Source organism: Ensifer sp. Root31 (assembly GCF_001424825.1).
Lineage (GTDB): Bacteria > Pseudomonadota > Alphaproteobacteria > Rhizobiales > Rhizobiaceae > Ensifer > Ensifer canadensis.
This window is the reverse complement of the sequence record NZ_LMCO01000025.1, coordinates 50,935-65,169: the sequence shown is the minus strand read 5'-3', so window position 1 is coordinate 65,169 and position 14,235 is coordinate 50,935. Positions and strand designations below refer to the sequence as shown.

Genomic DNA, 14,235 nt, shown 5'->3' with positions numbered 1-14,235 from the left:
TGGTGTGGCAGCGCGTTGGYTGCGTATTCCGATGAAGCCGGCCATCGATTCCGATTTGAAGCCGGCCGGTCATTCCGATTTCATTCCGGCCGGCGTTCCGAATTGAAGGCGGCCATTTATCGGACTGATCCTGGGTCTTTTTGATGTTTGGATCTGGTTTTGTTTGACGTCAAGCTTGTGGTGTTTCTGGTAGCACTGGGGCGCGCTGTTTTCTCATGCTTTCGCCGGTGAGCTCGATGCGATAGGCGCTGTGAACAAGGCGATCGAGAATGGCATCAGCAAGCGTAGGGTTCGCGATAATCTCGTACCATCGGTCCAAGGGCACTTGGCTTGTGACGATGGTGGACCGCCGCTCGTAACGGTCCTCGATGATCTCCAGGAGATCGCGCCGCTGATCGTCGTTGAGCTTTTCCGGTCCCCAGTCGTCAAGGATAAGCAGATCGGTCTTGGCCAGCGATTTGAGGATCCGTCCATACCGTCCGTCGCCTCTTGCCAGGGCAAGCGAGGCGAATAGCCTTGGAACACGATGATAGGCGACGGAGAAGTCCTCACGGCATGCCTTGTGGCCGAGGGCGCAAGCTAACCAGCTTTTGCCGACCCCGGCCGGCCCGGTAACGAGAAGACTGTGATGCTTGCGGATCCAGTCGCAACCGGCAAGCGTCATGAATAGGTTGCGGTCAAGGCCACGTGCGGCACGAAAGTCGGCGTTCTCGATTTGCGCATCATGGCGAAGCTTAGCAGCCCTGGCGCGGGCTTCGAAGCGCTTCTGTTGGCGCATGGTAGCCTCTCGCTCGAGCAGGATGGCAAGCCATTCGCCATGCTCGAGGCCGCGTGCCTCGGATTGTGCGTCGAGTTCCTGGAAGGCCGTGGCCATGCCGTGAAGGCCGAGTTCGCGCAGCCTGTCGATGGTGGGATTTGTCAGCATCGTATCTATCCTCAATGAAAGTAGTCAGGGCCACGCAGATTGGCGTGATCGATGATTGCAGACGGTTCGGCGGAATGCCTGGCGGCCTTATGGTTGGCCAGAAGTGAGGCAATGCTTTTGCAGTTCAGCCCGCCGATCTCGACGGCTCTGGCCGATACGGCTTCAGCGCGATCGCGAGTGATGTCGCGAAACAGGCGCAAGATACCCAGACATGTTCGGAAGCCCTGTTCAGGGTGTGGACGGCTGGCGAGAACAGCGATGATCAATCCTTCGGTCTGGGGCCCGATGGATGCGCCCCAGCGACGGAAGCGATCGGGCGTCCACTCGGCATATCGCCGATGAGAACTGGGCATGTGCTCCGGATCGGTTCCATGAAGAGGACCGCCATAGCGACGCTGGTGGACGGCGACGCGCTTGCCGCGGTGAAAGATCTCGACGGTGCGCGCCGTCGCTCTCAGATCGACCTGCTGGCGGATGAGGCCATGCGGCACGGAATAGAGAAAGGTTTTGTATTCGACGTGATAGTCCGTCGAGACGCGAACCAGACGCCATTCCGCGAACTCGTAATCGTCACCGGGAAGGCTGGCGAGCGCGGCACGTTCAACATTCTCGAACAATTGTCGGCGACTGACACCAAGGCGTCGCATGACGTGGTCGTTGATACGATCGAGTGCCTGGCCAATCGCGGCATTGGCTTCGGCCAGCGAGAAGAAGGTCTGATTGCGCAGACGTCCAAGGATACATGACTGGGCGAAACGGACACCGTTCTCGACTTTCGATTTGTCTTTCGGCCTTCTGGGGCGGGCCGGTAGAACACCGATGCCGTAGTGAGAGGCCATCATGCCGTAGCTGCGGTTGATCTCAGGATCATAAAAGCTGGCACGATTGACACCCGACTTCAGATTGTCGGGGACGATCAGCCGAGGAACACCGCCGATGAAGCGAAACAGGCGGACATGCGCGCCGATCCAGTCAGGAAGCGATTGCGTCCAGGTCGCTTCCGCATAGGTAAAGCTGGAAGCGCCGAGCACGGCGACGAAGATCTCCGCCTCACGGATCTCGCCAGTCTTGCGATCGACGATCGGTATCTTCTTTCCCGAATAGTCCACAAAGACCTTGTCGCCTGCAGCATGTTCCTGGCGCATCGTCGGAGAGAGCCGTTGTTCAAAGCCACGGAAGAGCTCACAAAAGCGGCTGTATCCATACCCATCGGGGTTTGAAGCGCGGTACTCCTCCCAAAGGATCAGGAGGGTGACGCCGGGCCTCTTGAGCTCGACGGCAAGCTCGGCCCAGATCGGTTCAGTACGCCGTCTGGTGCCCTGCTTGACGCCATTGCGAGCGAAGAGTTTGCCCTCCAGCGCATCGTCGGTCAGATCGCCCGGTAAAGGCCAACTCAATCCGACCTCCGCCGCCCGCCGTAGATTATCCTGGACTGTACTGCGCGCTATTCCCAACATGACCGCAATCTCGCGGGAGCTGGTACCGCTTCCGGCAAGCCGCAGCATTTGTCGTAACTGTCTCATGGTCAGCCTTCTCTTTGCCGGCATCAAAATCTCCACGTTGCTCGTGGTCCATTTGATGCCAAAGTTGCTGACCCAGGGGGTAATCTTCAGTGCCGAAAACCGGCCGGCTTTTGATCGGAATCGTGGCCGGCTTCAAATCGGAATGGTGGCCGGTCTTTGATTGGAATGGCGGCCGGCTTCACGTCGGAATCCGCANTAATCTTCAGTGCCGAAACCGGCCGGCTTTTGATCGGAATCGTGGCCGGCTTCAAATCGGAATGGTGGCCGGTCTTTGATTGGAATGGCGGCCGGCTTCACGTCGGAATCCGCACGTTGGTCGGGTGTAGTGGTGTAGTCAGGTATACGGCCTTCGATTGCGGCCGTTCAGTTCAATGCCGATTCCGCAGATCCAGTCCCATTCAGTTCCACGCGACTTGATGCGCACTGCCCTATGCGGCGGGCATTCAGATCCCGGTTCGACCGTTCACCATCACACCATTTGCACCTCACCTATCGCTAAATTCAAGCTCCCCATCAAGCAAGGTTTAATCGATACTGCTCTCCCGAAACCATCACTGCCCGTGCGATCCTGACCATCTTGTTGGCTAGCGCGACTGCGACGACGTTGTGCGGCTTGCGAGCCAGCAAATCAGCGGCCAAGACCTCATCGCCAGGCAGCACCGTGTCCGAGCGCTTCAGAGCCCGCGCGGCCATGGGGCGACCACCCGCCTCAGCGCGGGCAGCATCGTAGATCTGTCGGACGATCCCATGATGTACAGGCGAAAACCTCAACAGCAACGTTGTCAATTTGGTTCTCGACCAATGGCACGCCTTCAACCATGAAGCCACGGCCGGGCAGTTCGTCGCCAACGTCAAATAGGATAAGATTCGAGAAGAAATCGACAATGACCGCGTGTGCGTGGTCGGGAGTGATCAACCCTCTATCCGCCCGCGGAGTTCCGAGTGCGCGGCAGCGTAACTTCGTACGAATGATGCCACACGTACAATTCGTTTGGGCCAGATGACGGAAGAGCGGCGCCGATGCAAGAGCTGTCTGCGCTTTGCACCGGGGCTTGGGGTCTATCGGCCCCAAGCATCCTCACGACCGCGTGGCGGTCGTATGTCTAATTGCGATCCAGATCTAGAGTCCTTCTGCATGCCCGTGTTGCTGGCTCCACGTGGAGAGGGTTGCTCCTTCCCCAGAAGATTTTTCGTGGCGGCCGCTTTAAACTCGGCAGCACCTGGTTGCGGATCCCCGAGTGGCGTCGCGCTCCAACCAGTACGGTAATTTATCTTATGTGAAGAGGGTTTCTCCTTCCCCAGAAGATTTTTCGTGGCCGCCGCTTTAAACTCGGCAGCTCCTGGTAGCGTATCCCCGAGTGGCGTCGCGGTCCAACCAGTACGGTAATTTATCTTATGCGGAGAGGGTGGCTCTTTCACCCAATTTTTCGTGGCGGCCGCCTTAAACTCGGCAGCACCTGGTAGCGGATCCCGGTGCGGCGTCGCGCTCCAACCAGTACGGTCATCTTTCTTATGAGACACGGTCAATCGCTCGCCGTTTGGTTTCACGTTCTGGTATGCTCTCTGAGGATCTTGGCCTGATGGAACCGACCGCGTAGACCCGGGTGGGATATTTGACGGGTAATCCCGGGCCGATGCCCCACGTCTTTGCTGATTGTTCGCGCCCCCAACTACACGCTCCAACTCCGCGATCTGCCGGTCGGTCAAGATCGTCGCTTCCAGTTCTCGACGCTCGTCGTCCGTTAGACGGGTCTGACCAGGCCGTCGATTGAGCCTTCTGATTGCACCGCTTCTTCCTAGACCTTCCGCGCCTGCCGTTACACCCCTCAACCTCGAGATCTCCGTGTCGGACAGGATTGTTGCTTCAAGCTCTTTCCTCTCACCCTCGTTTAATTGGTGCGGGCGGGCTTCCGGCGCGAAATTGTTACGCGGGTTGCCTTTGCCAAGCTCACGGCCATTCATCTGAAGCTACTCCAAGCATTGACGATGGGGACCGCACAATACGGGGCCTCTAGGCCCAAAACGTATGGCACAGAACTGCCCTACCGATTTTAAGTCTCTTGGCTAGTGTTGCTCACGCCGTTTATCCTGTCGCTAAAATTCGCGTTTCAACAGAAATGTGACCTCGATTTCACGGGTCAACTTTGAACATTCACGCATCGCAGTTGAGGTCTCGGAAGCCCCTCATCTCGATAAACAGGTTTGCATCGACAAATGCTCGCAATACTGCATCCATGGGGCTTACTCGGCGCATTCTAGCGTTTCATGAATGTGCATGATGCGGCTTTGAGGAGTGCAGCGCGACAACCAAGATGAGACGCGCATTGCCTCGTCGAAACTGTTCCTGAATATTCAACCGTTGCTCACATAATTTGCCCCTTCCGAGGGGATGACCACGGCGATATACTGCTTGCCACCCTGTGCGGAGGTATTGATATTGTCGATAGTGCCGGATGGCAGATAACGGCTCGTGACTTATCAATTAGAATAAAAAGGAAAGGTTGATCGCCTCCGCCATGGCTCGGTATCCCGCGTCATTCGGATGAATGCGATCGCCGCAATCATAGTCCGGTCGCAGGCGCGTCGGACGGGAGGGGTCGCGCATAAGCTCATCGAAATCCATCACGGCATCGGCATCGCTGCAGTTCCGGATATGATGGTTCACCGTTTGGCGCATGCGTTCCTTACCCGCCGTATAGTAACCTCCGTTGGGGAATTCGGGGTTCGTTCCTTCGAAAGGCAGAATAGTGCAGAGCATAGTCTTTAAGCCGGAAAGTCGCGCTCGAGCGACAAGCTGCTGATAGGCTGCGATCATCTCGGCTGCACTGACCACCTCGTGCGACCCCGCAAGAACGGTATTGGGCCAGACGATATCGTTGATGCCGATGAGCACGATCAGGTGGGTAGCGCCCGCATAGCTTAGAACGTCGCGGTCAAAACGTTCGACCGCCCTCGCCCCACGGCAACTGTGGATCAGCCGGTTGCCACCGATTCCCTGGTTGAGAACCGCAACTTCCCGCAGCCCCTCCACGCCGGAAAGGCGCTCGGCGAAAATGTCGGGCCAGCGCCGGTCCGCATCGATCGACGAGCCATAGCCATCGGTGATCGAATCACCGAAACAAACGACCGCGCGGGCATCAGCCGTTGCGCGTGTATAGATGGTGGAAAGCAGGTAGCGACTGGTCGTCGTCTGCTGCACGATCATTTCACCAGCCGCCGTGAAATCGCCGGGCACTGAGATATAGGCCTTCTGCTGCGCCTCGAAATGATGGGTCTCGACCGGAATGAAGCTCGCACTGTGATAGCTGACGGACAACCGGGCGAAGGGGCGCAGCTCCATATCCACGGGGTCGCTCACAATGGCCGATCCGGGATGGATGACGACCGAGCGGCTTCCCCCGAACGTCAGGGGTCGGTTCGTGAGCGGCTCTATTGCGCCCTGCTCAGCCGCGTGGGCGAGATTGACGGCATCGAGGCGGATCGGCTGTTTGCCATGCTCATTCGTCAGGCGAATCACGACGCCGGATCCTCCAAGCGTCACGCGGGCAACCTCGCGCACGGTCTGGCCATAAAAACCGGACAGAGCGGCATCGGGACCCCAAACGCCCATCGGTGCCGCGCTCCAGGATGCGATCCAACGTCTATTCACGTTCCCCTCACATAAAAAATCGTTCCGGCGGCAATGGATAAGCTTGACCATCGCGGTCGTCAATAAATAAAACATTGTGAATTATCTATAAGCATTCGGTGCTAGAAGGGCTGAGAAACGTTGACCGGACATATTCCAGGAGCCACGGTGCTGCGAGGCGCGCGGCCGGCCGACAACAATGGCCCCGGCACGAACCATGTCGCCTTGCGGGCGACTAACGAACGCCTAGTTCTCTCGCTCATCCGCACCCATGGCGCGCTTTCCAAAGCTCAGCTTGCGGAACTTTCAGGGTTAGCCGCACAGACCGCCTCGGTCATTTCCCGAAGCCTGATCGATGCAGGCCTGCTGATGGCGGGTGACCCCGTTCGCGGCAAGGTGGGCCAACCTTACGTCCCCATCAGCCTCAATCCGGGCGGCGCTTCGTTTCTCGGCGTCCATGTCGACAAGCGAGAGGTACGGACCGCGCTCGTTAATTTCGTCGGAGAGATCATTTCCGAAACAGCTCTTCAGGTCGACGATCCGAACCTCGATGAGGTCGTGCAGCATGTTCATGCCACGGCAAGTCGAATCCGCGAGGAAATTGATCCCGATGAGCGCTCACGCTTCCAAGGCATCGGCGTCTCGATTGCCAGCAGGGCCCGTCTCAGTGGCAAATTCTCGATCCCTTGGAGCGAGATCGAAAGGGAGTTAGAGCAGGTCGGCCGTTCCCTGGCCCTTTCCGTCAACGTGTCAAGCGATGCCTTGGCCGCCTGCAGTGCTGAACTGATATACGGTCTTGGGCCAAGCGTTGCCAATTTCCTCTACGTCTTTCTCGACGATTCCGTCGGCGGCGGCCTTGTCCGGGACAGACGCATCGGGTTCTCCCGGGGCGACGCGGGCCCGAATCTGGCTAAGCTGCTTGTTCCAAACGGCAGATCCCGGCTGACCCCGCTCAGGAACCTGGCGATCGGTGATGATGCCGGCGCAAGTTCCATCACCCAGCTCGCCGATGGCATCGCCTATGCTATCGCCAATTGCGTGGCAATGATGCCGTGCAAGACCGTGATCGTCGATGGGCCCTTGCCGGAGCACAAATTGCGCCTGGTCATGGCGAAGCTTAGATCCGCGATTGCTGGTCTAGATTTGCCTGAGGCGGCCGAGATTTCCGCCCGCGAGGGTTCGATGGCCCGTAAGCCGGTCGCAATGGGAGCCGCCTGCCTTCCGCTGCTCGATCGGTATTACCCCAACGAGTAGTGGGGCTAGCGAATTCCCCATAGTTTCTGAGGTGAGTTGGTTTGGGATGACCCAAACAACCTTCCCCTTTTGGCGGCGGCAAACATTCGCGTTAGGCGCAAGATAAGAGCTAAAGCTTAATTCACAGTGATTTAATTATTGACATCCGCCCATGCATAGAAGGAAATAGCCCGGGATTGTTGAGGGGTTATCGGAGACAATCTGATCAAACGGAGGAGAAGCAATGTCACAGATACGCTGGATGAAGAAAAACAGCATGAGGGTTCTGGCCGCTGGCGCAGTCGCCGCGCTTACCGTATGGGCGGGATCGGCTACCGCGCAGGACAAGCCCTATGCCGGTCAGCGGCTTTCGGTGCTGATGGTGGGACATCCCACAACCGACGCCGTTCGAAAGGCGCTCCCCAATTTCACCGAGGCAACCGGGATCGAAGTTGATCTCGAGGTCGTTCCCGAAGCTGACGCGACACCTAAAATGCTGTTGGAATTTTCGGCAAAATCCGGCCGCTACGACGTCGTCGAAAACAGCGCGATCATGGTGCCCGGCTTCGTCAGCGCCGGCTATGTCGCGTCGCTGGACGATTTTGCGGACAAAGACAGCAAGTTCTACGACAAGTCGGACTTCGTTCCGAGCTATCTGAAGCACAATATGGTTGAAGGCAAGCTCTACGGTCTGCCCGTCTTTGGTGAGAGCTCATTTCTCATGTACCGCAAGGATCTCTTCGAGCAATACGGTATTTCCGTCCCGAAGACCTTCGACGAGGTGGAAGCCGCAGCCAGGACTGTGAAGGAAAAATCCAACGGCGAGATCGTCGGCATTACCATGCGCGGCCAGCAGGGCATTCAAGGCGTTTATATCTGGGCGGCCTATCTGTGGGGCATGGGCGGCTCGTTCTTGACGGCGGATGGCAAGTCGGCACTCGACTCCGCAGAGGCCGCGCGCTCCCTCGAATCCTTCGCCCGCGTTCTCCGCGAATATGGCCCGGTCGGCGTCGCCAATATCGGCTGGGAAGAAAACCGTCTTCTGTTCCAGCAGGGCAAGGCGGCCATGACGATCGACGCAACCGTCAACGGCGCGTTCAACGAAGACCCGTCGGTCTCGGCCGTGGTCGGCAAGGTCGGCTACGCGCCGGTGCCGATGCAGGCGACTGAACCGAAGGGTGGCTCGTCCTCGCTCGGCGTCTTTGGTCTCTATGTCTCGACCGACTCGCAGCAGCAGGATGCCGCGTGGCTCTTCGTCTCCTGGGCAACTTCGAAAGAACACCAGATCCATTCGCTTGAGACGGATCCGAATTCAGGCGTCACGTCCCTCGCCGCCATGGACAGCCCCGCCTTCAACGAGCGCTACGGCGCCTTCAAGGAAGCCATGTTGGCATCGCTTGCCAACGGCAATCCGCAATTCATCCCGACCGTGCCCCAGGCCAACGAGCTCGTGAACAATACGGGAATTGCTGTCTCCAAGGTGCTTGCCGGAACCGCATCGGCTGCTGACGCCCTGAAGGAAGCCAACGAACTCAACAACGCGGCCCTGGCACGCTAGGGCACGCGCATCCCGCCGCGTCGCCTCCCAGGCGCGGCGGGAGCTGGCTTAAAGCAATTCCAATACATGCGGCGCGCGCCCGCAATTGTGTGCACGGAAATAGAGCCTGGTTGGTCCGTTTGGCCGATAAGGCTCTAACAAAAGGCGTAATGAATATGTCCCGAAATCCCACCCGCCTGTTCTATCAACCTGTCATCGGGTTCCTCGCGGTCGCATCGCTTGCTCTCATGAGCTATGCCATCTGGCTTTGTCTGCACAATGTATCGCTGATGAGCGTCAGACCCACCGAGTTCGTTGGCGGATCGAATTTTGTCCGCCTTGCGACAGACTGGCGCGGTCTTCAAGCACTGGGGCGAACAGCACTTTTCACGTTGCTGGCAACCGGAATAGAAGTCGTTCTCGGCATCGCGATCGCACTTCTCCTGGATCGAGAATTTGCCGGCAAAAAGCTCGTACGCGCCCTTATCCTGGTGCCCATGATCATGACACCAGTCATTGCCGGCCTCACTTGGCGTTTCCTCTTCAACGCCCAGTCCGGCATGATCAATTACGGCCTATCCTTCCTCGACATCGCGCCCGTTGATTGGCTGGGCGACCCTAGCCTCGCGCTCTACGCCGTGCTCGCCGCGGACATTTGGCAATGGACGCCCTTCGTCATACTCTTGGCGATGGCGACTTTGGAAACGATCCCGAAGGATCTTGTGGAGGCGGCGCGCATGGACGGCGCCAACGAGTTGCGCATCATCTGGCACATCATACTGCCGATGCTCCGCCGCACGCTTGCGGTGGCCGCCCTCATACGTGCCATAGACAGCGTCAAGGCGTTCGACCTCTTTTACATCATGACGAAGGGCGGCCCCGCGCTCTCAACGGAGACGCAGAACCTTTACGGGTATACCGTAGCCTTTACCAATTTTGATATTTCCTATGCCATGACGATCGCTCTTGCGCTCACGGTCATCACCAATATTGCCCTGCTGCTTCTCCATCGTTTTACAAAGCTGAAAGGACTAGGGGCATGATCAAGAAGGCCGTATTCTATATCACGCTGGCGCTGATCCTCTTCGTCACGCTGTTCCCACTGTACTGGGTGCTCTCGACGTCGCTCAAGACGCTCCGCGACGCCTTCGCCATGCCGCCCGTCTGGCTCTTCGGGCCGACCTTGGAAAACTACGTCAAGGTCCTGCACAATCCGGCATTCCTACGCGGCTTCGCCAACAGCCTTTTCATCTCGCTTGCCGCCAGCGTACTCGCGATAGCGATCGCCTCCTTCGCCGCCTATGGCATCGTCCAGCAGTCGCCGGCACGGCGGCACTCCGTGGAAGGCTTCGTCCTGTCGCTCCGCATCGCGCCCGCCATCCTCTTCGTCATCCCGACCTATTATGTCTCGATGCGGCTCGGCTTCCTCAATTCCCACGGCCTCCTCATCGCGATCTACGCATTCATCAACATCCCCTTCGCCATATCGCTGCTCGTGACCTTCTTCGAGGAGGTACCGCGCGAAATGCGGGAGGCCGGCGTGATGGATGGCGCCAATGAATTCCGCATCTTCTGGCACATTGTGCTGCCGGTCGTCCGCGGCGGCATGGTTGCCACTCTCATCCTTTGCGTTCTCTTTACCTGGAACGAGTTCTTCATTGCGCTCGTCCTCAGCGGCCGTGACACCCAAACCCTCCCCGTCACCATCACCTCCTTCCTCACCTATCAAGGCATCGAATGGGGCGCACTGACGGCGGCGGCAACCTTGATCATGCTTCCCATGATCATCCTTGGCATGGTTGTCCAGGGCACGGTGGTTCGCGGAATGGCGGCGGGGAGCGTCAAAGGCTAGAGCAACCTTCGCCACTTTAAGGCTCACATTCCGGGTTTGCACTTTCGTTCACGCGGTGTGCCGGCCCGGTTTGTTTGAACGCCCCAAAATCGTACACGTCGACGAATAAACAAATGCACGGCGACACAAGCTCCTGATGCGACAGAGATCGACAGACGCGTAGACGCTTTTAGAGACCTACATATTTACAAAGCTTACACCCACACATATCCTGCCCCGGCCCCCCGGCAAAGTCACGCGACTGCACCGCCACACCCCAGCCACTCCGCCACCGGGCATACGCCACAAAAGTTGGACGCATGCCAAGGCCGGAAGTCCGCAGTGCCGAAACATGCCAAGGGCGCTTCACGCGAAGGCAGAGGCCACGTTACGAACGTGAAGAAGGGCACGCTGGAACGTCAAACGAAAGCCGCGCCAGCTCCTCATTTTTTCTCGTATCGACCGATCGTTCGCCAGCCAATCATACCCTCTCCGACCGGGAAATCCGAGAGATTGGTGGCCTCGGGCTGAAAGGACGCGTCACCTGCACCGCCCGGATGCAATGTTTTCCGGCTGGGCGAGAATGAACGACAGGCGAATGGCCAATCGGAATGATCAGAACTGTCGCGAGGACCCACCCAATTTCCCATGACCCACATGGATCAGGCCACATCACGTCATTTGGGCAGTGCTCACCCGACATGATCCGAATGTCCGCTGCACAGCCCCGATGGAAACTGATGGGCGCTGATCGCCAGGCTTCTGCCAAAGCATAAATACGAGGGCTTCCCACCTCAGGTTGCCTCCACATCACTCTCATCCTCATCATCTAACAGCAACTTTCAAACACTTTCCAACTGCCCATTCTTCATTCGAAGATCATCCCACTACTGCAACCATGAGCGCCAACGCTTCCAGCAATCACGAAGCCCCCATGTCGGGCGGCGAGAGCGTCCACCCCAATGCCGATTTCGATGCTCTCCTGACTGAGTACTTCTCCCTCTCCCGCGACGACAAGATTGCCTTCTTCGCCGAGAAGCTTCCCGGTGCTGCCGCTATCGGTCATGTTGCCGCTCAGGAGGAGGGCTATCCGCTCGCTGCTCGCTGTCGAGAGGCGATCAACAAGATCCTCGCCGCCCCAGAGAATATCGACAAGACCGGGGTCCAGCTCGGCTTCAACCGCCTGCCCGCCCTGTTCCAGCTCGACCCCCGCCTCGCTCTTCTGATGAGCTCCAACACCTTAACTCCTCGCGACATCAAGTATGTTCAGGAGAACATCAAGGCCCATGACGGCTGTACCTATAGCATGGCCTTCCAGTTCCACCGCCAGCGTGACCAGTCGTGCGCGGGTGTCCACACTGAGGGCATCGCCCATCCGAAGTCCGACGAGGACGGTGCGCCTATCTCGCTGTCGCTCTTGCTTGTTCCCCAAGGCCCCGAATGGGAAGTCGGCCGCTCGCTTCTCAAGGAGGTCATCGGTTGTGAGCAACTTGGCCCCATCGAACCGACCGGCGACCTTTCCAAGGCTTTCAATTCGCCTCCCGGCAGCAAGGCACTCGGCCCACCCAACATGCTCGCCGCTGTCCGCCGCGATGATTGGGTGGCGACCATCGCCGAACTCGCCATGGCCACCAAGGAGGCCGCCCCCAACCGCGAACCTTGCCGACCGGTTCGCCGCGTCATCTTCCCCACCGAGGTGGTGACTTCGTGGGAGGTCAACAAGAATGGGTTCTCCATAATCCTGCAGATCGAAGCCCTTCAGCAGCTTTCTGCTTCCCGTGGAGAGACGCTCACGCTCGGTTCCCACTATGGTTGTGCCTCTTGCGAAGCTTATACCTATTCGATCCTCGCCTATGTCCGCCCCGATGTCTTCAAGGGCATCGATCCCTGCCTGCTGCACCTGCACGAGTTGAGCGATGCCATTGCGGAACGCGCCGAGCGGATCTGGCTTGCCAAGGAGGGTCGTCTCAACCGAATCTACGATTTCGGCGATCTGGAAAAGCGCGCCGGCGCCTTCGACGATGTCAGCGCAACCCCCGACCTGGCAAGACGCCGCCTGCACTTGGCCTGCAACGATGGCAGCCTCAACCTCAAGGTCGTGCCCGGGATGCCGAGCTGGCAGAACATGTACAACAACTTCAAGAGCAAGCATCCCTCCCCTGCCGGCAACATGCTCTACCTGAACGCTGCTCAGGACACGACCGAGTATCTTGAGCGATTGGTTCCGGCCGCCCTTGACACCGCCCCGTCCCAGCAACAGGACACAATCACGGCGGTGGTTCGTCAAACGCCCGGCGGTGGTTGGCCCGTAGAGCTTGAGGAAATTCAGGTTGCGGCCGAACAGTTCGTCAGTGCGGAGGAAGCGGCCGGCATTGTCGTCACCCAGACACCGGAACTGGGAAGCGATGTCTCGGCCCTGCTTGCCAGCATGTTCAAGTCCATTCCCGATGTCGGTCTCATGCTCGTTTTCGCCTGGGGCGGTGTGCGCTATGCCAATCTAAATGACGATGGTTTGACTGCGCCTCTGCATACGGATATGGGGGCTGCCGCCACATTCGCCACTGTCCAGCCTCTCGTGGAGCGCTTCACCGAAGGCTTCCTCACCAAGTATACTGGCTTGCTTGGCCCCATCGAAGCTCTTCCCCGAGGCAGGAAACTCATTCAGGATGGCACCCAGGCGGTTATCGGAGGATCGCTCGTTGGAGCTGTGTTCGGTACGGTGACCGCCTTGAACAAGAGCAACGACCTTGGCGTTAAGCTGGGCTACGAACTCGCCGGCGCCGCTCCCGCCCTCTTTACTTTCGCGGCCATCAAGATCGCGACGGACGTGGCGGTGTTCCGCCAGAAATACCAGCGGGTCAACACCAATGATCCCGCCCGCCTGCAGGCGAAGAAAACCCTTGTGGCGGCGCTGCGTGATTTCGTCACCTTCCGTCACTGGCTGGTCAACAGGGTTCCCAAGTTCACCAGCCTTGCGATTTTCCCCTTCGTTAACACTGCACTCGTCCGCGCATGGAATGAGGCCTTTGGAGAGGGCAAGTATCCCCAGGCGCTCTTCATGATCGCCTTCTCCTACTTCTTCTTGAGCTTCAACACCCTGTTGAACCTCGCGGAGTACGGACACGGTATCACGCAGCCCCATGTCGATCGCTTCATGCGCACCGACATCGTCAAGCGCCTGACCGGCAGCACCCCCGGTGCCCACAGCAGCTAGGGATTTCACCGGCCAGCCTTGGCAGATCCGCAAATTTTGCGCCGGGAGGATATTCGGGAGATGATGTTTTGGCTTTAGGGATGATCGTGCTCTTCACGATGACAGGCGACGGTTCCACCCCGTCGTTACACAGCACTTTTTTCTTTCGATGTTTGGGAGACGTTTAACTTCGAGCGTGGGCAGCTCATTTTGTCATAGACAGAAACAATGAAAAATACATCGCCTCTAACCTTCGTGCCTTATCGTGACCCGTGACCTGCTGAGAAAGCGGCCACCAAATCGTTCTGGCTGGTTTAAATTTCGAAAAATTAAAAATACCCAGATATTTACATTAGGATATATCC

Annotated in this window: 8 protein-coding genes and 1 pseudogene; 5 read left to right on the top strand and 4 right to left on the bottom strand. The window is 58.2% G+C overall.

The window, feature by feature from the left end:
* Positions 1–169 precede the first annotated feature (169 nt).
* From istB to ASD00_RS22540, 4 genes and pseudogenes are all read right to left on the bottom strand, one after another.
* Positions 170–925 carry an IS21-like element helper ATPase IstB gene (gene istB / locus ASD00_RS22555; protein WP_025431003.1) on the bottom strand — a complete coding sequence of 252 codons (756 nt, stop codon included), beginning with the start codon at positions 923–925 and terminating at the stop codon, positions 170–172.
* A gap of 11 nt (positions 926–936) precedes the next feature.
* A complete protein-coding gene (gene istA, locus ASD00_RS22550) occupies positions 937–2,472 on the bottom strand; it encodes an IS21 family transposase (RefSeq protein ID WP_057208875.1) in 1,536 nt (511 codons plus the stop codon).
* Positions 2,473–2,961: 489 nt separating this feature from the next.
* A pseudogene (locus tag ASD00_RS41850) lies at positions 2,962–3,075 on the bottom strand (IS110 family transposase); the annotation flags it as partial.
* A 1,855-nt stretch (positions 3,076–4,930) separates the two neighbouring features.
* Positions 4,931–6,148: an SGNH/GDSL hydrolase family protein gene (locus tag ASD00_RS22540; protein WP_162249746.1), complete on the bottom strand. Its 1,218-nt coding sequence runs from the start codon at positions 6,146–6,148 to the stop codon at positions 4,931–4,933.
* A gap of 96 nt (positions 6,149–6,244) precedes the next feature.
* Here ASD00_RS22540 and ASD00_RS22535 point away from each other — a divergent pair, with 96 nt between their 5' ends.
* The 5 genes from ASD00_RS22535 (at position 6,245) to ASD00_RS22515 (ending at position 13,891) form a co-directional block, all read left to right on the top strand.
* Positions 6,245–7,330 (top strand): ROK family transcriptional regulator, encoded by a 1,086-nt coding sequence (locus ASD00_RS22535; RefSeq protein WP_057208868.1) that lies wholly within the window; start codon positions 6,245–6,247, stop codon positions 7,328–7,330.
* A 223-nt stretch (positions 7,331–7,553) separates the two neighbouring features.
* Positions 7,554–8,867, top strand: coding sequence for a sugar ABC transporter substrate-binding protein (locus ASD00_RS22530; RefSeq protein ID WP_244496102.1), 1,314 nt, complete (start codon positions 7,554–7,556; stop codon positions 8,865–8,867).
* A 119-nt stretch (positions 8,868–8,986) separates the two neighbouring features.
* Entirely contained in the window at positions 8,987–9,889 is a 903-nt protein-coding gene (locus tag ASD00_RS22525) for a sugar ABC transporter permease (protein WP_244496101.1), read from the top strand.
* Positions 9,886–10,698 carry a carbohydrate ABC transporter permease gene (locus ASD00_RS22520; protein ID WP_063963320.1) on the top strand — a complete coding sequence of 271 codons (813 nt, stop codon included), beginning with the start codon at positions 9,886–9,888 and terminating at the stop codon, positions 10,696–10,698. Before ASD00_RS22525 ends, ASD00_RS22520 begins: the two co-directional genes overlap by 4 nt.
* Positions 10,699–11,611: 913 nt before the next feature.
* On the top strand, positions 11,612–13,891 hold the full coding sequence (locus ASD00_RS22515) for a hypothetical protein (protein ID WP_156585729.1): 2,280 nt from the start codon (positions 11,612–11,614) through the stop codon (positions 13,889–13,891).
* Positions 13,892–14,235 lie beyond the last annotated feature (344 nt).

Bases quoted from the DNA above. Each gene is read 5' to 3' on its own strand.
- istB (WP_025431003.1), bottom strand. From the start codon at position 925: ATGCTGACAAATCCCACCATCGACAGGCTGCGCGAACTCGGCCTTCAC.
- istA (WP_057208875.1), bottom strand. From the start codon at position 2,472: ATGCCGGCAAAGAGAAGGCTGACCATGAGACAGTTACGACAAATGCTG.
- ASD00_RS22540 (WP_162249746.1), bottom strand. From the start codon at position 6,148: ATGGTCAAGCTTATCCATTGCCGCCGGAACGATTTTTTATGTGAGGGG.
- ASD00_RS22530 (WP_244496102.1), top strand. From the start codon at position 7,554: ATGTCACAGATACGCTGGATGAAGAAAAACAGCATGAGGGTTCTGGCC.
- ASD00_RS22520 (WP_063963320.1), top strand. From the start codon at position 9,886: ATGATCAAGAAGGCCGTATTCTATATCACGCTGGCGCTGATCCTCTTC.
- ASD00_RS22515 (WP_156585729.1), top strand. From the start codon at position 11,612: ATGTCGGGCGGCGAGAGCGTCCACCCCAATGCCGATTTCGATGCTCTC.